The 19,959-nt window shown below is 43.0% G+C and carries 19 protein-coding genes; 10 read left to right on the forward strand and 9 right to left on the reverse strand.

Features of this window, described 5'->3' with window-relative positions:
• Nucleotides 1-226 precede the first annotated feature (226 nt).
• The 7 genes from CZ794_RS13730 to tsf all read left to right on the forward strand — a co-directional run bounded on the left by CZ794_RS13730 (nt 227) and on the right by tsf (nt 7,035).
• Entirely contained in the window at nt 227-1,105 is an 879-nt protein-coding gene (locus CZ794_RS13730; RefSeq protein WP_087042127.1) for an ABC transporter substrate-binding protein, read from the forward strand.
• A 12-nt stretch (nt 1,106-1,117) separates the two neighbouring features.
• Nucleotides 1,118-3,313 (forward strand): ATP-binding protein, encoded by a 2,196-nt coding sequence (locus CZ794_RS13735; protein WP_087042128.1) that lies wholly within the window; start codon nt 1,118-1,120, stop codon nt 3,311-3,313.
• Between the two features lie 74 nt (nt 3,314-3,387).
• Nucleotides 3,388-3,738 carry a response regulator gene (locus CZ794_RS13740; RefSeq protein ID WP_256959003.1) on the forward strand — a complete coding sequence of 117 codons (351 nt, stop codon included), beginning with the start codon at nt 3,388-3,390 and terminating at the stop codon, nt 3,736-3,738.
• Nucleotides 3,739-3,768: 30 nt separating this feature from the next.
• Nucleotides 3,769-4,218, forward strand: coding sequence for a chemotaxis protein CheX (locus tag CZ794_RS13745; RefSeq protein WP_087042130.1), 450 nt, complete (start codon nt 3,769-3,771; stop codon nt 4,216-4,218).
• 38 nt (nt 4,219-4,256) lie between these two features.
• Entirely contained in the window at nt 4,257-4,706 is a 450-nt protein-coding gene (locus CZ794_RS13750) for a chemotaxis protein CheX (protein WP_087042131.1), read from the forward strand.
• Between the two features lie 455 nt (nt 4,707-5,161).
• Nucleotides 5,162-5,950 (forward strand): 30S ribosomal protein S2, encoded by a 789-nt coding sequence (gene rpsB, locus CZ794_RS13755; RefSeq protein WP_087042132.1) that lies wholly within the window; start codon nt 5,162-5,164, stop codon nt 5,948-5,950.
• Between the two features lie 203 nt (nt 5,951-6,153).
• Nucleotides 6,154-7,035 (forward strand): translation elongation factor Ts, encoded by an 882-nt coding sequence (gene tsf, locus CZ794_RS13760; RefSeq protein ID WP_087042133.1) that lies wholly within the window; start codon nt 6,154-6,156, stop codon nt 7,033-7,035.
• A gap of 177 nt (nt 7,036-7,212) precedes the next feature.
• Here the strand turns inward: tsf and CZ794_RS13765 are convergent, their stop codons facing one another.
• The 3 genes from CZ794_RS13765 to CZ794_RS13775 form a co-directional block, all read right to left on the reverse strand.
• Nucleotides 7,213-8,025, reverse strand: coding sequence for a lytic transglycosylase domain-containing protein (locus CZ794_RS13765; protein WP_087042134.1), 813 nt, complete (start codon nt 8,023-8,025; stop codon nt 7,213-7,215).
• A 351-nt stretch (nt 8,026-8,376) separates the two neighbouring features.
• Nucleotides 8,377-9,066, reverse strand: coding sequence for an LrgB family protein (locus CZ794_RS13770; RefSeq protein WP_087042135.1), 690 nt, complete (start codon nt 9,064-9,066; stop codon nt 8,377-8,379).
• A gap of 16 nt (nt 9,067-9,082) precedes the next feature.
• Nucleotides 9,083-9,517, reverse strand: coding sequence for a CidA/LrgA family protein (locus CZ794_RS13775; RefSeq protein ID WP_087042136.1), 435 nt, complete (start codon nt 9,515-9,517; stop codon nt 9,083-9,085).
• On the opposite strand from CZ794_RS13775, the gene CZ794_RS14110 reads away from it, so the two are divergent.
• On the forward strand, nt 9,450-9,704 hold the full coding sequence (locus CZ794_RS14110) for a hypothetical protein (RefSeq protein WP_179207303.1): 255 nt from the start codon (nt 9,450-9,452) through the stop codon (nt 9,702-9,704). The genes CZ794_RS13775 and CZ794_RS14110 overlap by 68 nt on opposite strands.
• A gap of 115 nt (nt 9,705-9,819) precedes the next feature.
• Here CZ794_RS14110 and hflX read toward each other — a convergent pair whose 3' ends face one another.
• Nucleotides 9,820-11,286: a ribosome rescue GTPase HflX gene (gene hflX, locus CZ794_RS13780; protein WP_087042137.1), complete on the reverse strand. Its 1,467-nt coding sequence runs from the start codon at nt 11,284-11,286 to the stop codon at nt 9,820-9,822.
• Nucleotides 11,287-11,731: 445 nt separating this feature from the next.
• Between hflX and CZ794_RS13785 the strand changes: the two genes are divergently transcribed.
• A complete protein-coding gene (locus CZ794_RS13785; protein ID WP_087042138.1) occupies nt 11,732-12,532 on the forward strand; it encodes a 1-acyl-sn-glycerol-3-phosphate acyltransferase in 801 nt (266 codons plus the stop codon).
• A 257-nt stretch (nt 12,533-12,789) separates the two neighbouring features.
• On the opposite strand, the gene CZ794_RS13790 is transcribed toward CZ794_RS13785, so the two are convergent.
• Both CZ794_RS13790 and CZ794_RS13795 read right to left on the reverse strand, forming a co-directional pair.
• Entirely contained in the window at nt 12,790-13,830 is a 1,041-nt protein-coding gene (locus CZ794_RS13790; RefSeq protein ID WP_087042139.1) for an aldo/keto reductase, read from the reverse strand.
• Nucleotides 13,831-13,881: 51 nt separating this feature from the next.
• Entirely contained in the window at nt 13,882-14,379 is a 498-nt protein-coding gene (locus CZ794_RS13795) for a peptidylprolyl isomerase (protein WP_087042140.1), read from the reverse strand.
• Nucleotides 14,380-14,527: 148 nt separating this feature from the next.
• Between CZ794_RS13795 and CZ794_RS13800 the strand changes: the two genes are divergently transcribed.
• Nucleotides 14,528-15,187, forward strand: coding sequence for a DUF1294 domain-containing protein (locus CZ794_RS13800; RefSeq protein ID WP_087042141.1), 660 nt, complete (start codon nt 14,528-14,530; stop codon nt 15,185-15,187).
• Nucleotides 15,188-15,352: 165 nt separating this feature from the next.
• On the opposite strand, the gene CZ794_RS13805 is transcribed toward CZ794_RS13800, so the two are convergent.
• The 3 genes from CZ794_RS13805 to ileS all read right to left on the reverse strand — a co-directional run bounded on the left by CZ794_RS13805 (nt 15,353) and on the right by ileS (nt 19,649).
• Complete coding sequence (locus tag CZ794_RS13805; protein ID WP_256959004.1) at nt 15,353-15,883, reverse strand: O-acetyl-ADP-ribose deacetylase; 531 nt, start codon at nt 15,881-15,883, stop codon at nt 15,353-15,355.
• A 285-nt stretch (nt 15,884-16,168) separates the two neighbouring features.
• Nucleotides 16,169-16,795, reverse strand: coding sequence for a signal peptidase II (gene lspA / locus CZ794_RS13810; RefSeq protein ID WP_087042143.1), 627 nt, complete (start codon nt 16,793-16,795; stop codon nt 16,169-16,171).
• Nucleotides 16,788-19,649, reverse strand: coding sequence for an isoleucine--tRNA ligase (gene ileS / locus CZ794_RS13815; protein ID WP_087042144.1), 2,862 nt, complete (start codon nt 19,647-19,649; stop codon nt 16,788-16,790). Before ileS ends, lspA begins: the two co-directional genes overlap by 8 nt.
• Nucleotides 19,650-19,959: the final 310 nt, after the last annotated feature.

Genomic DNA, 19,959 nt, shown 5'->3' on the forward strand with positions numbered 1-19,959 from the left:
AAATACCTGTCTGTTAAAAAAATATCACTTAGTGGATATAAACCTTGGCTTCTTTTGTTTTATTAGGGGATTATCCATAATAACTGAACATAATTATTGCAATAGTAAAATTAGATAAGTATTATCTACGTAACTTTCTGTAAGTAAACATGTAGAGATATTACTTAACCTTGCTAGATTGTCATTTACCAATAGGTACAACAACGTTAAGTTTCAAGGATAGATTATGATGCAGTTATATCGAGCGTTACCCATTTTGTTGAGCGTCGGCCTATTCGGCTGTGGCAACTCTCCCACTCAAGAAAGCGCTAGTACAGCTGGTACATCAGCAACAGAAAATAAAGACAGTTTTGTTAGCAAATTGCCTGATACCGCACCAGTCATCAAGGTTGCTACAACAGGTACGATGCCTCCATTTTCGTTCCAAGATGATTATGGCAACATGCAGGGTATTGATATTGACTCAATCCGTGCTATTGGCGAAGAACAAGGGTTCAAAGTTGAGTTTTATAAAGAAACTTGGCAGAACATGTTCGACAGTGTCGAATCAGGTAGTCGAGATTTGGCTATCTCAGGCATTTCATATAAAGACGATCGTGCTGCTAAATACGGTCTTTCAAACTCTTACTTCTTCAACCCTTCTGCTGTTATGTATGCTAAAAGCAACTTAAACATCAATGGCTTGGGCGATTTGAAAGGGTTGCACGTCGCTGGTATGGACGGCACCAAACAGGTTGATCAAGTAAAGGAAACAGGCGGGTATAGTGAACTCTCTACTACCGTTACCACTTTTTTATTATTTGAAGACCTTGTCCAAGGTAAAGTCGATGCCATTGTTCAAGATTTGCCTTTATTGCAATATACGGCAGCCAATCATCCTGATCACAAAGTAGTCATCGTGCCTTACGAAGACGAAAATAATCCATCAGCGCAGCAAGTTATATTGATGGCGAAAGGCAATACGAAGCTTATCAATCAAGTGAATGAAGGTATTGCCAAGCTTAAAAATGAAGGAACATTTAAAGAGATCGAAGGGCGCTGGTTGGGTGGAAACACTTCTTCTGAGACGAGCACTTCTGAGACTACTACTAAGCAATTGAGTTAAGGAATTCTAAAGATGGCAACCACACCTAATATCGACAATAAGCGCTATCAAGGTCTGATTATTTCAATTGCACTATTCCTATCTTTGATTGGTGCTTTGTTAGCGTTTACGTTTTATACGTCCAGTTTGTTAGAAAGAAACACGGCGTTAATTGACCAAACCAACCAAGTTGCTAACAGCGCGCAGGCAGTAATTAAAGACCTTTTTGATCTAGATGCCAGTTATGGTGAGGATACTAAGTCCCCACACATACAACGTGTGTTAGAGCGTTTGGAGCAAAACACGACGTCTATTACCAGCACTATGGCTGCTATTGAGCAAGGCGGGAAGGTCACTGATAGTAACGGCAATACTTATAATTTGCCAAAAATTGATAGCAATGCTCAGGCAAATATCGCTGCCGCTAATGAGCAATGGAAAGCATTAGAGCCTAAAATTCAGACGTATCTAAAAGATGCTGATAACATTATGGTTCCCTCTGCTGACGCATTGACACAAGCGGTTGAGCAAGCGAAAACCTCAAGTTTGTTGATTAACGATTCTTTAGATAACCTTACTGATGACGTGTTCAATAGTGCAGAGCGTGAAGCCTCTACCATTCGTCTTATTCAGGCACTAGGTGTTGTCGCAATCTTTGCCTACTTCTTGATCTTCGTATTCTTCTTCGTACGTCGCCTACGTGAAACAGATGCTGAAGCGCTTGCTGCTCGTCGCGAAACTCAAGAAATTATGGAAACGGTAAATACGGGTCTATTCTTGCTTGATAAAGACTTACGTATTGGTCAACAGCATTCTCGCGCACTAAACGATATTATTGGTGCTGATAGATTGGCTGGAGAAAACTTTACCAATGTCCTACGTGGCCGTATCTCTGATAAAGATCTAAAGACCACACAGCAATTTATTGAGCAGCTATACAATCCACGAGTCAAAGAAAAGCTGGTAGACTCTCTCAATCCTTTGCACAAAGTTATGCTTCACAATACCTCTGATAATAAAGGACTCAACGATCGCTTCTTGGACTTTAAGTTCTCACGTGTTTACGATGACAAAAACATTGCGCGTATTTTGGTCAACGTGAACGACGTATCAGATGCCGTCTATCTAGAACAGCGTCTAGAAAAAGAACGTACCGAAAACGACATGCAAATTGAGATGTTGACCACCATCTTGAATGTAAACCCGAAAATTATTAACGAGTTTATTGCAAACACGCAAACGCATATCGAGAAGATGAACAATATCTTGAAAAACCCTGGTAGCTCGCAATACGAATTAGAAGGTAAGTTAAAAGCCATCTACCGTGAAATGCATAGCTTAAAAGGCGAGGCTTCGGCGTTAAAGCTGCATAGCTTTACTAAGATTGCTTCAGATGCAGAAGACAAGCTGCATGCATTACAGAATCAGGGTCAGCTATCGGGCAATGATTTCTTACCGTTAGCTGTACATTTGGATGACTTGCTCAGCCTGTCAAATACCATTGCTACTTTGGGTGAACGTATTAACCGCTCAGCACCGCCAAGTGTAAAGCCTGCAACGGCAGGTGCATCAGCGCCGGTCAGCGATAGCTTTGCAAAAACCAGTAGCACTGAGAACCATACCATCAGTAACATAAACGCTGATCATGGGCAGAGTATTGATTTGGACGATGAGAAAGATGATCAATTATCTTTTTATAAAGAGTTTGCAAAAGATATCGCAGCAAGACAAGGCAAGCAAGTCCAACTGAAAAGCGATACTTTGACGCAAGCGAACATACCAGACCATCTGGTTAAGCCGATCAAAGAGATCAGTATTCAGTTACTACGCAATGCGGTAGTTCATGGTATTGAAGCACCAAGCGTCCGTCATTCAACAGGTAAAGATGCCGTAGGGACAATCGATGTAGAAGTAAAAGACAGCGGTTCAGACGTTTTACTAGTGGTACAAGATGATGGTCAAGGTATTGATTATGACGGTATCCGTACCAAACTGAGCAAAGAAGGTCGCTTTAGTACAGAAGAGGCAAGTCAGCTCAGCCAAAATGATCTATTGAAGCAACTGTTTTCTTCAGGTTTTTCTACCAAAGAGCATGCAGATGAAGATGGCGGCCGCGGCGTTGGTCTTGACATCATCAAAGCAAAAGTAAAAGAGTATAATGGCAAGCTTAATGTAAATAGTGAACTGGGTCAGATGACACGGTTTGTCATTACTTTACCTAAAGCTTAATCAAAAATAGCAAGGATATTGTCAAGGACGACAAGCACTTTATTAAAGGTAATAGATAAGTTATGCATAAGTTAATGATTGTTGATGATTCGAACATTATCAGAAATCGTATTCAGCGCGCATACGATTCAGGAAATTTTATGTTGGTTGCTACGGCTACTAGCGGTGTTCAAGCCATTGAAAAGTTTAATATACATCGTCCTGATGTGATCACTATGGACTTGACCATGCCACAAATGGATGGTCTTGAATGTATTGAAAAAATCATCTCGATTGATCCTGATGTCCGTATTTTAGTGGTATCAGCGTTGTCTGATAAAGCCACAGGTATTGAGGCGTTGTCGTTGGGTGCAAGTGGGTTCTTATGTAAGCCATTTTCAGAGGAAGAGCTTGTGGAAGCTTTGTACGAGCTGATGCAAGACTAATACCATTCAACGACCTAAGTAGATGTCATTATGAAAGAACAAAAACTACAGATTTTTTTAAGCATTATTAGCAATTATTTTAATCAGTTTGGGGGAGAGGAGCTTGTCGCTGATACCCCATATTTATTAGAGAATAAACAGCCAAAAGTTCATGACTATACTGGAGTGATTGGTATATCTGGTGGACAAAAAGGCGTGGTATATTTTTCGGCCACTCACCAGTTATTGTCTTCTATATTAGACAATATGGGTGAAACCGATAAAAGTGAAGAGAACTATATAGATTTGGCAGGTGAAGTTGCCAATACGATTGCAGGAAATGCACGCAAAGAATTCGGTTCAGAGTTTCATATTTCTGTACCATTCGTGTTTAAAGGTTCTCCGCAAAGTATCGTATTGCCGAATGACGAGCGCTCTTTTATTATTCCCATCACTTGGCATGCTCAAGTTGGCGAGATCGTAGTTTGTTTGCAGGACTAACTGTCCTGCCGCGTAATAAAGATGGATATTAATATATTATGGTTAAAATAGAAAAGCTGGGCGTGTTTTTAAGCTCAATTAACGCATTTTTTGTACAGATTGATGGCTCAGAAGTGGATATTGATACACCGTATCTAAGCCATAATAAGAGCGCTGTAGGCTATGATTATAGCGGTGTTATTAAGATCTCAGGCCCTCTTGAGGGCTGTGTGTATGTGAGTGCGCCTAGCGTCATGTTACGAGAGGTAATAAAAGTGATGGAAGAGCCGGATTCTTCTATCACGATGATGAAAGATTTGCTGGGTGAGATGGCCAATACTATTTCTGGTAATGCTCGTACTGAATTTGGGTCAGAGTTTATTATTTCACCGCCGCACATCGTTGAAGGTGCTCCTAGCGTGTCTTATCTACCAAAAGACCGTCAAAGCTATATTACCCCATTCACTTGGCGTAATTACAAGGCCATGATTGGGATCTGTATTGCCTAATCTAAATCCAGCGCTCTACTTTCTAAAAATCAGATTGTCTGAATAAATTGATTAAATTTGAGCCAGTTAAACGTGAATGGCGAAACAAAAAAGCGACACACTCTGTGTCGCTTTTTGTCATTTAATCTCTTTATATCTTGGGTTTATCTGTATCAGGTAACAACGATAAACTGCTGGAGATTTTAATGAATTGTATGATAAAATACGGCACAGCTATTTTCATCACTCTTTTTATCGTTTGGATTTAAGTTTTTCTTAGATCAGACAATAGCTTTTTTTTAAACCAACCAATGACACACACATCATGGCAAAAAATTGCTGGGTGTTTGGCGACTTGATTAATTTGCAACAGGGTAGTGTGGTCTCAACGAGCACTCACTATTGGCAGATGCGTGTCGCTAGATAGGCAGTTTTTGTGATGTGGAGGCATAACCCAATCAATAGGACATTTTAACATGGCTACAAAGAATCCAACCAAAATCGAAATGCGCGACCTACTACAAGCTGGCGCTCACTTTGGTCACCAAACACGTTTTTGGAATCCAAAAATGGGTCCATATATTTTTGGTGCCCGTAACAAGATTCACATCATCAACCTAGAGCACACTGTAAAAGCATTTAACGAAGCATTGACTTACGTAAATGGCTTAGCGGCTAAGAAAAACAAAGTATTGTTCGTTGGTACTAAGCGCGCTGCAAGCGGCATCGTTCGTGAGCAAGCGACTCGTGCTGGCATGCCATACGTTGACCATCGCTGGTTAGGTGGTATGTTGACTAACTGGAAAACACTACGCCAGTCAATCAACCGTCTAAAAGAACTTGAAAAGCAATCAGAAGACGGTACTTTTGCTAAGCTGACTAAGCGTGAAGCATTAGAGCGTACTCGTGACATGGAAAAACTTGAGCGTTCATTGGGCGGTATCAAAGACATGGGCGGCCTACCTGACGCTATCTTCGTTGTAGACGTAGATCACGAAGCGATCGCTATCAAAGAAGCTAAGAACTTGGGTATCCCAGTTATCGGTATCGTTGATACAAACTCAAGCCCAGACAACGTTGATTACATCATTCCAGCTAACGACGATGCAATCCGTGCTGTATCTCTATATGTAACTTCTATGGCTGATGCAATCATTGCTGGTAAAGAATATGCACAAACTCAAGCTGGCGGTAAAGCTGAGCAAGAGCCTGCTACTGAAGAAGCATCAGTTGACGCTGAAGAAGCTGCAACTCCAGCAGAATAAATAGCTGACCCAAAGGGTTTAACTTTGTCAGGATAGTTTGATGATTTATTTGTCACTATTCATAGCAGGTTATTAACAGCGTATAAGTAAGCTTATAATAGGCATGATGTAGTTTTACTCGTCATGCCTTCTTATTGATAGACAGCAAACATATTAAGTATAAGTTAAGCACTCCCATACATAACAATACTGAGGTAACTCTTATGTCAGAAGTAAAAGTATCTGCCAAAATGGTAAAAGAATTGCGTGACCGTACTGGTCTTGGCATGATGGAATGTAAAAAAGCGTTAGAAGAGTCAAATGGTGATGTTGAAGTAGCCATTGATAACCTACGTAAATCTGGTCAAGCAAAAGCAGCTAAAAAAGCAGGTAACATCGCAGCTGATGGCGCTATCATCATCGCTCAAGGTGATAACAAAGCCTTCTTATTAGAAGTTAACTGCCAAACTGACTTCGTTGCAAAAGACGACAGCTTTACTGCATTTGCAGAAAAAGTAGCCAACCTTGCATTAGAAAACAACGTCACTAATGTTGCTGCTATCTCTGAATTGCCTTATGGCGATGGTCAAACAGTTGAAGAAGCACGTGTATCATTGGTACAAAAAATCGGTGAGAACATTCAGATTCGCCGTGTTGAAACATTAGAAGGCGCTAACATTGCTTCATATCGTCACGGCCTACGCATTGGTGTGGTCGTTTCTTATGAAGGTGGCGACGCTGACACTGGTAAGAACCTTGCAATGCATATCGCTGCGTTCAATCCTGTTGCAGTTGCTGATGAAGACGTTGCGGCTGACCTACTAGCACGCGAAAAAGACATCATCGAAGCCAAAGCAAAAGAGTCTGGCAAGCCTGACAACATCGTTGAAAAAATGATTGAAGGTGGTCTACGTAAATACCTAGAAGAAGTGACTCTTCTACGTCAGCCATACGTCATGGACAACGAGAAAAAAGTTGGTGATGTCCTAAAAGCTGAAGGCGTAAAAGTACTTGGTTTCAAACGTCTAGAAGTTGGCGAAGGCATCGAGAAGAAGCAAGAAGACTTCGCTGCTGAAGTTGCTGCTACTCAGGCTGCTAACAAATAAGTCTTAATTTTACTAAAAATAACCATGAATGTTGAATACCATTTATTTGACATTCACGGTTTGGCTTTATTTTTCAGGTTATATCTACAAGATAAAGCTGCTCAGTAAAATAAGTAAAAAGCCCGTTAATTCATTAACGGGCTTTTTTATGTTCGAATTTTAAATTCAGATTTGAGTTTAGCGTAGGGCGGCATAAGCTGAATTGGTATAACTGGCACTATTGATGTTACTAGTGGTTCCGTAGCTAACATTCTGTAGACCGTCATTCATCGTTCTATTGGTTGTCTGATTGCTAGCACTCATGCTACCACCAGAAAGCCCTGCATCATTTTTATATAAGCTATGGTAGCGACTCATCACTCTTTGGACATAATTACGAGTCTCTTTAAAAGGAGGAATACCACCGTATTTATCGACATTGCCTTCACCAGCATTATAGCCAGCCACAGCGTGTTCGACATTGTTATTGAAGCGGCGCATAAGCCATGCGATATACTTAGCAGAGCCTTCGATATTGTCAGCTGGATTCCACGGATTGCTTACATTAAAACGACGAGCAGTGGCAGGCATCAATTGCATAAGTCCTTGTGCCCCTACAGGTGAGCGGGCATTCGGATTAAACGCTGATTCTGTATGCATCATGGCTTTCATGAGTGCAGGATCTACCCCATTTCGCTCAGCAGAAGCGCGAATATAACTGTCATATGCATTACGGCTACTGCTATTACTGGCAGCACTGCTACCATAATCATTGCCACTATTAGTGCCGTCATACATCTTAGAATCTTTGTAGTAAGTGACCTTTACTTTTTTCGTGAATTTATCAAAATTACCACTTGGGTTGACGTTGGTAAGGAGAACTTGTCCACCTTTGTCTTTATAGATATACATATTGCCCGCTTGGGCGGCAATAGGAAAACCAGATAAAAGGAGCGTCGTGAATAAAGCAGGAGGTAAGCAGCGATTAACTAAGGTTGCAATATTTATCATAGGGTCATCACTTTTTATAGAGTAATAGCAAATATCTTTGCTTATAGGCGTGTTTTTTTGCGCATTTAAGCGGTCATTATGTTTGTAGGATTTTGCAGCTATAGGGCCTATAGCCACCTAACAAAAATCACGTCTAACTAAAAACCACTTGCGATAGATACAAAAAATAATAGTGGCTTACTATAACATATAATAACTTTTCAACACATTTGATTGTCAAAATAAGCGCGAAATATAAATACTGTCTGTTAAATAATAATAAACAAATCAAGATGATATTGAGATAAGAGAGGTCGGTTGTACACTAAGCCTGAAAAATATAAACCAGAGGACTCAAAATTACCCATCTACTTAAACGCTAAGTGCTCCAACAAAAATTGGCACCCAAACCGCCGTCACCAAACCATTTACTGCCAATCCAAAGGCAGCATAGCGTCCAGCAGTATGGCTAATTTGCCATGCTTCTACCGTGCCAAACGCATGGGCGGCCAATCCAAGTGCCAACCCTTTGGCTCGATCATCATCGATACCACGGAATAAAAAACGCGCTAAAGTACCACCAAGTAGTCCTGACACAATGATGATCAAGTTTGCCATTGGCAATGGTGCTCGGATCAAATCTGCCACACTCAAACCGATGGGCGTGGTCACTGAGCGCGTGGCAAAGGCCAATATAGTGTCGTGGTTCAATGACATGAGGTATGCCAATGACATGGGCAATAAAGCACCAACAGCACTTGCAAGCACAACGGTCAGCGTGAGCTTTTTAATCGGTAAGCCTTTAAAATTCATCGCTGCCAGAGGGACCGCTAGTAATACAGTGACATATCCTAACAGGTGGTCAAATACAGGCTTGGCAGCGCTATAGTAATGATTGTAATCCCACTGCAATAAAAACAAGAACACAAGAACCAATACAAGGGCCGTAATGACCATCGGCAACCATGACAGCTTGCGTGCCAATACTCGAGCAATCACATGAGCCGCCAAGGTTAGTAATATGGCGACAAGGGTAGTTAGCAATACGTTATCAGTAATCATGACATCTCCTTGCAGCTCACAGCTGTCCCTTTTGCGGATCGATAGTGGTGCTATCCACATCGTTTTTATGGTTTAACCATCGATTGGCAAGTATGGCCAAGCCCCAAAGAGGAATCAAGGTACTGATAATTATCGTGAGCATCACGCCCCACAGCTCATCTCCTAAGGCAAATAGCAATAGTCCTGCTCCCGCAGAAACTGGCAAGAAAGCGAAGCCGCTATCAACAAGCAACGTATTACTGGCATGCGTCAACCAGCTAGGCAGTCCTTTGAGCAATCGCCATGTGATTAAAATGACAAACATGGTGATCAAGCCGACAATATTGGCCGCCTTTTCGATACCTGCCCACTGACAAATAATCACTGCCGACTCACGAACGCAGATGACCATTGCTAGTGTGATTATGATAGCTAACCATAAAGGTAAATGGGAGGAGGAAGTAGACTTCATAAAAATTTTGACCAAGTCAGAGATGAATAGCGTATGTGAGCGATTCAGTATAAGCGCCTATGAGCAAAGCAATGCGCCCAATGAATCAAGCGTTATTGAGCCAATTACAAACGATTATATAGAGAGCGGACAGACTAATAAAGGCTATAAGAAAACAGCGTCATGGATTGCTTTAAAAACGGCATAAAAACTAAAGGCGCTATGACATATAAAAACAGCAAAATAAAAAAGACGATATCAAATGATATCGTCTATACGCGGCTACTATCTTGCGTAATGAGCACTATTTAACACATGATGACTCAACTCTGAGAATCAGTAAGAGATGATGTCTTTGCAACAGTGTCGTCTGCGTTCGCAGTAATGGCATTTAGCGAATTAAATTCATCAAAAGCCTTTTCTTCTGCTTCCGTCAGCGTCTGCTCTTCCTCGTCATCAGATTTTTCGAACTCTTCAAGTACTGGCATGAGCAAGGTTGCTTGCGCTAGTGGCAATACCTCTAGAGGATCTAAATTGGCTTGCCCGAGCAGCTGTCGTAAGCGCTCGCTTGGCAAACGAATGGTCAAGCATTCGTGACCATTGTCATCGTAGCTCTCCTCCAAGATAACGCCCAGCTCATATAAGGTATTTTTGAAGTGACCCGCACTATAAGGTAATGTCAAATCAAAGGTCGTTAATTTACCAGTCAGCAGCTGCTGAACGGCAAGTGTTAAACCTTCCATACCGAGATTTTCTCTAGAAGACACATAAACGCGATTGGGTTTACCTTCACTCGCATAACCAATATGCGCAGGCTCATCAGTCAAATCAATTTTGTTATAAACATTGAGCACTGGTACATCATTGTCAATTTCAGCCAATACGTCTTTTACTGCCTGAATTTGTTCATGCATATCCTCACTTGAGGAATCAATCACATGCAACAATAAGTCCGCTTCTAGCGTCTCTTCTAGCGTGGCATGAAAAGATTCGACCAACTCATGTGGCAGGTGACGGACAAAACCAACGGTATCTACCAAAACGACTCGGCCAACCCCTTGCCAATCTAAGCGGCGTAACGTGGGATCGAGCGTGGCAAATAGCTTATCAGCTGCATAAATGTTTTCATCAACTAAGCGGTTAAATAGAGTCGATTTGCCCGCATTGGTATAGCCCACAAGCGAAATGGTTGGGACATCAGATTTCTGGCGACGCGCTCTGCCTTGGGCGCGTGTTTGACGCACCTTTTCTAACTTACTTTTTAACTGATTGACGCGAGTCTGTAGCAAGCGGCGATCCGTCTCAAGCTGAGTCTCACCCGGTCCACGTAAGCCGATACCACCTTTTTGACGTTCCAAATGCGTCCAACCACGTACCAAACGGGTCGATAAGTGATTGAGCTGAGCGAGTTCTACCTGTAGCTTACCTTCATAGGTGCGAGCACGCTGAGCAAAAATATCTAAAATCAAACCAGTACGATCAAGGACACGGCACTTAACCAGCGCTTCAATATTACGCTCTTGAGAAGGCGATAAGCTATGATTAAAAAGAACGATATCAGCATCATGCTCACGAACCAATTCTGCGATTTCTTCTGCTTTACCGCTACCAACAAAGTATTTGGCATCAGGTTTTTGACGTGAGCCTGTAACTAGCGCCAAACGATCAGCACCCGCTGAGTCTGCCAATAACTCAAATTCACTCAAATCATCAGGATCTTGAATCTGACGAATGTCTAAATGTACGATAATGGCGCGCTCGCCACCTTCATGTCTTTCAAAATATTCCAAAGAGTATCACCTATCAATAAAGTAAATAAATCGCCACGATACGAGTGCCTGATAATATAGTGCTAAAAAGAATGAGATTTCTCATTCTATCAAGTCAACAATCCATGCATCAAAGTAGTTACGCAGCGTTCAGATAGTTGTTTATATGTGGTCTTATTGATTGATATTAAAGCGTATTGAGACAATTAGTGATGATTTTATGTTACAGAGTTGATAAGCGAATGCTTTGTCATCGGAGAGGTTGATTATCTTCTTGGTATTTTTATCGACAATAAAATAAGTATTGAAGGAAGAAGGGCAGCCTAGTTATATTGACAGAAGCAGTATTCACTAAAGCAGTTGATAATTCAGTGCACAAATCATCACTGACTTAGCGAATTTTGTTATACTCATGGCGCTCGTTTTAGATATATAATCACAAGTTTTTTAACCACGAGGGGCACAGATGAGTCAATCTAAGTCAGGCTTTTCACTCAAACAGCAATTGGGTCGCGGCAAACAAATTGCAGGCATGACCACGACTATCGCTGGTGGACTACGCGCCGCCCAACGCATTGGAGCATTTAAACAGCCACCACGCGAAACGCTACCACGCTATATTCAAACCTTTTGTCGCAAAATGGCAGGTTCGTTTGGTGTAAAGGTCGTTGCCATTGAGCGGGTAGAGCAGCATCATGGGCTGTGGGTATCTAACCATGTGTCATGGATGGATATACCAGTAGTGGGGACGCTAAGCCCTGCCTTTTTCTTATCCAAAGCGGAAATTGGAGAGTGGCCTGTCTTTGGTAAACTCGCTCAAGCGGCTGGCACCGTGTTTATTGAGCGTGGTTCTGGTGATGCAGGTTCGGTTGCGACGCAAATTGCTAGCTTTTTAACCGAAGGGTTTTCAGTCATTTTCTTCCCAGAAGCTACCACGACCGATGGTAAAAAAATAAAACGGATTCATGGGACTTTGCTACAAGCAGCCATTGATGCTGATGTGCCTGTGCGTCCGCTTGTGATTGCTTATGTGAATCAAGACGGCACGTTGAGTGATGCGCTGCCTTATTATGGCAAGCTGACCATGAAGCAGAGCCTGAAAAAAGTGCTTGATAGTAAAGACGTCACCGCTTATGTGTTACCACTTGAGCCAATAGACCCCAAAGGTCTGAACAAAAGCCAACTGACCAATTTGCTACAAGCGCGTATGCAAGAAGGATTGGCAGAGTTGCATTCTCGGGTATTAACAACAGAGTCGAACGTGTAGAGTCTTTTTTGATTCAAAAATAGACAATAAAAAGGCGCAACTCGCAGTAATGATACTCGCGGTTTGCGCCTTTTTTATTACAACCAATTCAAAATTAAAAGTTCTACAGGGAAATATAGTTAGTGAAAAGTAATATCGCTACAACACGTACTGCTGGTACAAATTTTTCTTGCTTGCTGTGCCTTCGCAGACAGAGACGGCAAAAAATTTACACCAGCAATACGGTAGCGACTTTAGAATTTTTCAACTATATTAGCCTATGGAGACGGGTTAGGATGCTTAGCATGTACCGCTTCAATCGCATCTAACACGTCTGGCGTTAAGGTGACATTGATACTATCGATGTTGGATTTGAGCTGTTCCGTCGTCGTTGCACCAATGATATTGCTGGTCACAAAGTGACGTGAGTTGACGAAGGCCAATGCCATTTGCGCCATATCCAAACCAGCATCTGCGGCAATTTTCGCATACTGCTCAGTGGCTGATACGGCTTGATCGTTGGTATAACGGGCAAAGCGATCGTACATGGTAAGACGGGCGCCAGCGGGGCGTTTACCGCCCAAGTATTTACCAGACAGAACGCCAAATCCAAGTGGCGAATAAGCCAGTAGTCCAACGTTTTCGCGATGAGCTATTTCAGCCATGCCAACTTCATATAAACGGTTTAGTAAACTGTAAGGATTTTGAACGGTAAGGGGGGCGATGAGGCCATTTTTATCCGCTTCCCAAAGATAGCGCATCAGACCCCAAGCTGTGTCATTTGACAATCCATAAGCACGAATACGACCTTTTTTAATTTCATCGTTTAATGCCTGTATGGTGTCTAAAAAAGGCGTTAAATCGTCTAGCGATTGGGCCGCCATCGCTTCGGTATAACCGCGTTGACTAAAAAAGTTGGCTTGACGTTCAGGCCAGTGTAGCTGGTAAATATCAATATAGTCAGTTTGCAAACGTTCTAAATTGTCATCGATAGCGCTACTGATGTGCTCAGCATTAAAGCGCGTTTGACCATCACGCAAAAAGTCCATTGGTGATATTTTGCTCGCAAGAACGACTTTGTCACGCTGTTTGGTTTTATTGAACCAGGTACCCATGAAGCGCTCGGTATCACCTTGCTTGTCCTTGTCCGGTGGCGAAGGATACATCTCAGCGGTATCCCAAAAATTCACGCCTTCAGAGAGTGCCATATCCATTTGTGCATGGGCATCAGTTTCTGTGTTTTGCTGACCCCATGTCATGGTACCAAGACAGATTTTTGACACTTTTTCATCGATTTGGGGCAATGTTGTATATTGCATACAAGTATCCTTTTAACATTCATTTTTATAGTTTATGAGGTGTGTGGCGGGCTACATTAACTTTATGCCCGTCACACCAGGAGGTGTCACTTTAAAGACTTTTACTTTGAATAGCACGTCTTGTCCAGCGAGAGGATGATTAAAATCCACTTCAATTTCGTCGTCATCGATGGCGCTAATCGTACCAGGTAAGGTGTTTTTGCCCTTGTCTTCAAACTCTACCATCATACCAATTTCAGGATTGTCAGCGACCAGCGCAAATTGAGTACGACTAAAATGTTGGATATTATCAGGATTCCATTCGCCAAACGCTTGTTCTGGCTCAAGGTGCGCGGTACGAGTATCACCAGCGCGTAGGTTCATGAGTACTTGCTCAAAGCCTGGTAACAAACTCTCATCACCAATCGTCAAACTAACAGGCGCGTCGCGGCCAAAGGTAGAGTCAATCACCGTGCCGTTTTCTAGTGAAACCTCAAAATGCAGCTTCACAAGGCTACCGTAAGTGATACGTGTGTCTTCATTGGGATTAATAAATTGCGAATCGGTCATAGTAAGCATTGCCTATTGCTGAAATATAAAATTGGGATAATCAACGATGTTAGAGATGATAAGTCATCTGGAAAAGGTTGTAAGCGTAAATAGTGTAACGCAAATAGTGTACTATATTTGGCGAGTCTAAAAGAGGATGGGCGTATCTATGGCAAATAGGCAACAAGGCCACATAAGAAAGTGGCAAGACGATAAAGGTTTTGGGTTTATTGACACTGAAAACGGCGAGTCTGTTTTTTTTCATATCAATGAGTTTAAAGCGCGCCGTCGTCCTGAGGTTGGTGAGCAAGTCGTGTTTACTATCGGGCGAGATAATCAAGGGCGCTTACAGGCAAAAGACGTCCAAGAGCTACAATTTGTGCAGCAAAAAATGGCACAGAAAAACCAGCAAATACGTCAGCGTAATGCCAAACGTAGCGCGCAAGCAGATTTTGAAGCGGGACAAAAAAAGCGCTTGTTCCTCGGTGCTGGGTTCTATGCGGTCTTAATATTACTGGTGGTCACTCATAAAATAAGCTGGCTGGTCGTGGCATGGTACGCAGCGTTGGGCGTTATCACTTATGTGATGTACGCCAAAGACAAGGCAGCGGCTCAAAATGGCGATTGGCGAACCCCAGAGTCCACCTTGCACGTGCTGAGTACGCTTGGCGGCTGGGTCGGGGCGATGGTCGCGCAGACTTATTTACGTCATAAATCACAAAAGCCAGAGTTTCGGCTCACGTATTATTTGACCGTTATCATCAATATGGCAGGATTTTTATTTGTGTTATCAGGTGGCGGCTTAGAATCTTTAAAAGGAATATTGTAGGCATTATTGATTCTATAATTCGTTCGATATGACATCGTCACATTGAGAGCGACATTTACTGATATAAATTTTCCTTGCTTGCTGTGCCTTGTTGCCAGAGGCTACGTAAAATTTATATCAGTAGACCTGCACTTATCTTTTAGTGGTTCAATTCTAAAAATTCATTTATTGCTTCTGCTCGAATGCTTGCTTATAAATAGCCGCATCTTTATCCGAAAAACAGCAAAATATTACCTCACGAATTGAGAATGGATCTGCTTTTTTAAGAGTGCTTAATACAAATGCCTTGACCGTCTCAATGGCTATCGCAGTCGCTTGCTCTAATGGATAATTATAGACGCCTGTACTAATGGACGGAAAAGCGATACTGGCAAGATCTTGCTCAGCTGCTAGGGCTAAAGATTTTTGATAACAGCTGGCAAGCAGTGCTTCTTCATCGCGATGACCACCATGCCATACAGGGCCGACGGTATGAATCACATATTGGCAAGGCAGATTAAACGCTGGGCTTATTTTGGCATCGCCAGTCTCACAGCCATTCAATGTGCGACAATATTTAAGCAACTCAGGGCCTGCGGCTCGATGAATCGCGCCGTCTACACCGCCGCCGCCCAATAGACTTGAATTGGCCGCATTGACGATGGCATCGACATTTAGGGTAGTAATGTCTGCGTGCAATACGGTCAAAGTAACGATGCGTTCATTACTATCATCGTTCACGGTGATTTGCTTTTGGAAAATAGGTTTTTTGCTATCATTTGACATGAAAAATCCTTTTTAACCGTTTTATAGTTTATCTTTAAGAGAGCATAAAGGATTTTTTGGCATGTGCTTGTATATTGTATGAGTATAATAAGTTGTACTTTTTAAACACGGTTATGTGCGTAAGAAACCTCATTTTTTTGTATCATCAAAATGTACAGTCAAAAAAAGGTGGATTACGACTACGTAACCCACCTTTTTTATATAAACGTTATTTAATCATGACCGTGGCATTTCACGCTTCTTTTCTAAAAATAGCATATCAATAACAATCAAAGCTACACCAATGCTAATACCCATATCAGCGATATTAAAGATGGGATAATGCCAAACGTCGGCATTGTGTACATGGATAAAGTCAATCACATGGCCATGTAACATGCGATCAATCAAGTTACCAACCGCGCCGCCAAGTACCATCGCCAATCCGACAGAGAGAAGTGTGGCTTTGCGAGGGGCTTTGATGAGATAAATGATCAAAAACAACGCCATGACAAGCGCCAATCCTGAAAAAAACCACTTTTGCCAACCGCCCGCATCTGCCAAAAAGCTAAAGGCTGCGCCGTAATTATAAGCCAGCGTCCAGTTAAGAAATGGCTCAATGACAGGTACTGGCTCATGAAAGGTCAGCTTGGTTTCCGCCAACCACTTCGTCCATTGGTCGATAATAACGACCACCAGCGCCAACAAATACCATATAAACGCACGACTGCCATTGGCAATCATTTTTGGCGTTTTGGTTAAGCGGCTTCTTGGCGTGGTTGAGCTGCCCGTTGTCGCATGCGCAGGTTTGGGCGAATGATTGACGTCAGCAGGGGGTAGGTTGTTTTCTGGTGAATTAGGCATAGTAGCGCACCTCACCATCACCACTGACATTGATCACACAGCGACCGCAAATCTCAGGATGCGCGCTATCTGTACCGATGTCATCACGGATGTGCCAACAGCGCACACATTTAGTACCCGTGGCTGCCTTTACATCGACCACTAAGTCTGCCGATACTTCTATATCGTTGTTAGCTTGCTCTTCTGTCTGTTTGACACTATCAGTAGGCGCGTCACTCATTGGTTTCAGAGTAGCTTTACTAGTAATCAATACAAAACGTAGCTCTTCACCCAGTTTTGCCAAGCTTTCTTGCATCGCACCATCAGCGTACAGACTGACATCGGCTGACAGATTGGCATTGATGATTTTTTCGCCACGTGCCGTTTCAATGTGTTTATTGACCATATCTTTGGCTAGCATGATTCGTTGCCAATCATCATCACTGATATCGCTTAGCTCAAATGCTGGGAATTCGTACCATTCTTTGGTAAATACGTAGCCACCTTTATCAGCATCACGTTGGTTCAGTACTTCCCATGCTTCTTGAGCGGTGAACGACAAGATTGGCGTGATCCAGCGGATCAAGGCATGGGCGATGTGATAGATAGCCGTTTGCGCAGAGCGGCGCGGCTGACCATCAGTCTGCGTGGTGTACTGACGGTCTTTAATGATATCTAAATAAAAGCTACCCAAGTCCTGCGAACAAAACGCTGTCACATGCTGAGTGACTTGGTGGAAATCCATTGCATCGTAAGCGCTGGTGATTTTTGCTTGTACCGTTTGTGCGCGCTCAAGAATGAACTTATCAAGACTGACCAATTCATTAACGTCAATGCTGTCGGTCGCTGGATCAAAGTCGTCGGTATTGGCCAGTAAAAAACGCAGCGTATTACGGATGCGGCGATACTGATCGATGGCACCTTTAAATGAGGCTTTACCCGCACTCATCTCATAACGATAGTCGCTTGAGGCAATCCACAGACGTAGCATATCCGCGCCCGTTTTGTTGATCTCTTCTTGCGGCGTGATGATATTGCCCAAAGACTTACTCATCTTGCGACCGTTTTCATCGACCACAAAACCATGGGTCAATACTTGCTTAAACGGTGGACGACCGTACATGGCTTCTGACGTCAATAAAGAAGTCTGGAACCAACCGCGATGCTGATCCGAGCCTTCAAGATACATATCAGCTGGATTGGTCAGCTCATCACGTTGTTCAAGCACAGCAAAGTGCGTCGTACCTGAATCAAACCAGACGTCAAGCGTATCCGTGGCTTTATCATAATCAGCGGCCTCATCACCTAAGAAGTCTTCACAGCTGGCATCAAACCAAGCTTCAACACCGCCTTCATTAATTTTTTGTGCAGCAACTTCCATCAGCTCAAGCGTGTTTGGATGCAGCTCGCCCGTTTCTTTATGCGTAAAGAAAGTGATGGGCACGCCCCACGTGCGCTGGCGTGAGATACACCAGTCAGGGCGACCCGTCATCATCGCTTCAATGCGGTTTTGGCCCCACGCTGGTGTCCAGTTAACTTTAGGGATATCAGCAAGCGCACGCTCACGCAAACCTTTGGCTTCCATACTGATGAACCACTGCGGCGTGGCGCGGAAAATAATCGGCGACTTATGACGCCAGCAATGTGGATAGCTGTGCTCAATCTTGGTATGGCTGATCAAATGACCATTTTCATGTAGAGCAGCGATGATTTTTGGGTTGGCTTTATAAATATGCTCACCCGCAAATACTGCGGCGCTGTCTAGATAAACGCCCGTACCGCTTACAGGGTTTTCTACGGGTAAGTTGTATTTTAGACCCACAATATAATCGTCAAGACCATGACCAGGTGCGGTATGCACCAGACCTGTACCACTGTCCGTTGTCACATGCTCACCTAAGATAAGCGGCACTTGACGATCCGCAATGAGTGGATGCTGGGCGCGCAGACCTTCAAGCTCACGGCCTGATACGGTTGCAAGGACACCTTTATTTTCTAATTTAAGCTCAGTCAGTGCTGTTTCAACCAGATCAGTCGCTAATAGCAAGTTGCCTTTTTCGGTAGCGACCACACTATAATCGTGCTCAGGATGTACTGAGATAGCTTGGTTGGCAGGCAAGGTCCAAGGCGTGGTTGTCCAGATAACCGCGGCAATAGTGTCTTTTATTTCTGCCAATGCCTCAACTTTATCGGCACCCAAAACATCGAAGCTGACGTAGATAGCATCAGAGACTTTATCTTGGTACTCGACCTCGGCTTCTGCCAAAGCAGAGCTACAGTCCAAGCACCAATTGACCGGCTTCATACCGCGAGTCACGTGACCGTTTTCATGGATTTTGGCAAGCGCACGTACGATATTGGCTTCTTGATGGAAGTTCATCGTAAGATAAGGATTGTCCCAATCACCGAACACACCCAAACGCTTAAAGTCTGCTTTTTGCAATTCAATCTGCGTGCTGGCGTATTCACGGCAAAGACCGCGAAATTCAGTGGCTGAGACTTTTTGACCAACTTTGCCAACTTTGGCTTCGACTTTTTGTTCGATGGGTAGACCATGACAGTCCCAACCAGGGACGTATGGCGCGTCAAAACCTGACAGCGTTTTTGACTTTACGATAATGTCTTTGAGTACTTTATTGACCGCGTGACCTAAGTGAATTTGACCGTTGGCGTATGGAGGGCCATCGTGCAAAATATACTTGGGCGCACCCGCACGTGCCTGACGAATTTTACCGTACACGTCATCCGCTTCCCAAGCAGCCAACCAATCAGGCTCGCGCTTGGCAAGATTTGCACGCATCGCAAATGGCGTATCGGCAAGGTTTAGGGTGTCTTTATAATCGTGGCTTGGTGTATCAGTACTTTTATCAGTCATAAAGGTGTCTTTTTAAAAGGTAGAAGTGGGTGAAAAGATGGGTTCAATATTGAAATAAGTTCAAATGCGCAGCCTACTGCTCAATTGTCGTGCTCTTATTTATGGTGCTAAAGTGCTTTAAAAGCAATAGGGCGCTAAAAGCAACAGTATGTTAAAACAATGTAGGGCTATCTATATCCATGTTTTACAGCATCGAATCTTGATTACGAGTCAAATACTGGCTATAAGTCAGATGCTAAAACCATGTATATCGATAGCATATCACTATCCACGTCATGATTTCGGTGTACGCTGACAACAAGCGGTCGCT

This window comes from Psychrobacter sp. JB385, from assembly GCF_900163785.1.
Classification (GTDB): Bacteria; Pseudomonadota; Gammaproteobacteria; order Pseudomonadales; family Moraxellaceae; genus Psychrobacter.

What these genes read in the sequence shown, in the direction of transcription:
- rpsB (WP_087042132.1), top strand. Translation starts at nt 5,162, where the DNA reads ATGGCTACAAAGAATCCAACCAAAATCGAAATGCGCGACCTACTACAA.
- CZ794_RS13740 (WP_256959003.1), top strand. Translation starts at nt 3,388, where the DNA reads ATGATTGTTGATGATTCGAACATTATCAGAAATCGTATTCAGCGCGCA.
- CZ794_RS13785 (WP_087042138.1), top strand. Translation starts at nt 11,732, where the DNA reads ATGAGTCAATCTAAGTCAGGCTTTTCACTCAAACAGCAATTGGGTCGC.
- ileS (WP_087042144.1), bottom strand. Translation starts at nt 19,649, where the DNA reads ATGACTGATAAAAGTACTGATACACCAAGCCACGATTATAAAGACACC.
- CZ794_RS13730 (WP_087042127.1), top strand. Translation starts at nt 227, where the DNA reads ATGATGCAGTTATATCGAGCGTTACCCATTTTGTTGAGCGTCGGCCTA.
- CZ794_RS13775 (WP_087042136.1), bottom strand. Translation starts at nt 9,517, where the DNA reads ATGAAGTCTACTTCCTCCTCCCATTTACCTTTATGGTTAGCTATCATA.
- CZ794_RS13795 (WP_087042140.1), bottom strand. Translation starts at nt 14,379, where the DNA reads ATGACCGATTCGCAATTTATTAATCCCAATGAAGACACACGTATCACT.
- lspA (WP_087042143.1), bottom strand. Translation starts at nt 16,795, where the DNA reads ATGCCTAATTCACCAGAAAACAACCTACCCCCTGCTGACGTCAATCAT.
- CZ794_RS13800 (WP_087042141.1), top strand. Translation starts at nt 14,528, where the DNA reads ATGGCAAATAGGCAACAAGGCCACATAAGAAAGTGGCAAGACGATAAA.
- CZ794_RS14110 (WP_179207303.1), top strand. Translation starts at nt 9,450, where the DNA reads ATGACCATTGCTAGTGTGATTATGATAGCTAACCATAAAGGTAAATGG.
- CZ794_RS13735 (WP_087042128.1), top strand. Translation starts at nt 1,118, where the DNA reads ATGGCAACCACACCTAATATCGACAATAAGCGCTATCAAGGTCTGATT.
- CZ794_RS13765 (WP_087042134.1), bottom strand. Translation starts at nt 8,025, where the DNA reads ATGATAAATATTGCAACCTTAGTTAATCGCTGCTTACCTCCTGCTTTA.
- CZ794_RS13790 (WP_087042139.1), bottom strand. Translation starts at nt 13,830, where the DNA reads ATGCAATATACAACATTGCCCCAAATCGATGAAAAAGTGTCAAAAATC.
- CZ794_RS13745 (WP_087042130.1), top strand. Translation starts at nt 3,769, where the DNA reads ATGAAAGAACAAAAACTACAGATTTTTTTAAGCATTATTAGCAATTAT.
- CZ794_RS13770 (WP_087042135.1), bottom strand. Translation starts at nt 9,066, where the DNA reads ATGATTACTGATAACGTATTGCTAACTACCCTTGTCGCCATATTACTA.
- tsf (WP_087042133.1), top strand. Translation starts at nt 6,154, where the DNA reads ATGTCAGAAGTAAAAGTATCTGCCAAAATGGTAAAAGAATTGCGTGAC.
- CZ794_RS13750 (WP_087042131.1), top strand. Translation starts at nt 4,257, where the DNA reads ATGGTTAAAATAGAAAAGCTGGGCGTGTTTTTAAGCTCAATTAACGCA.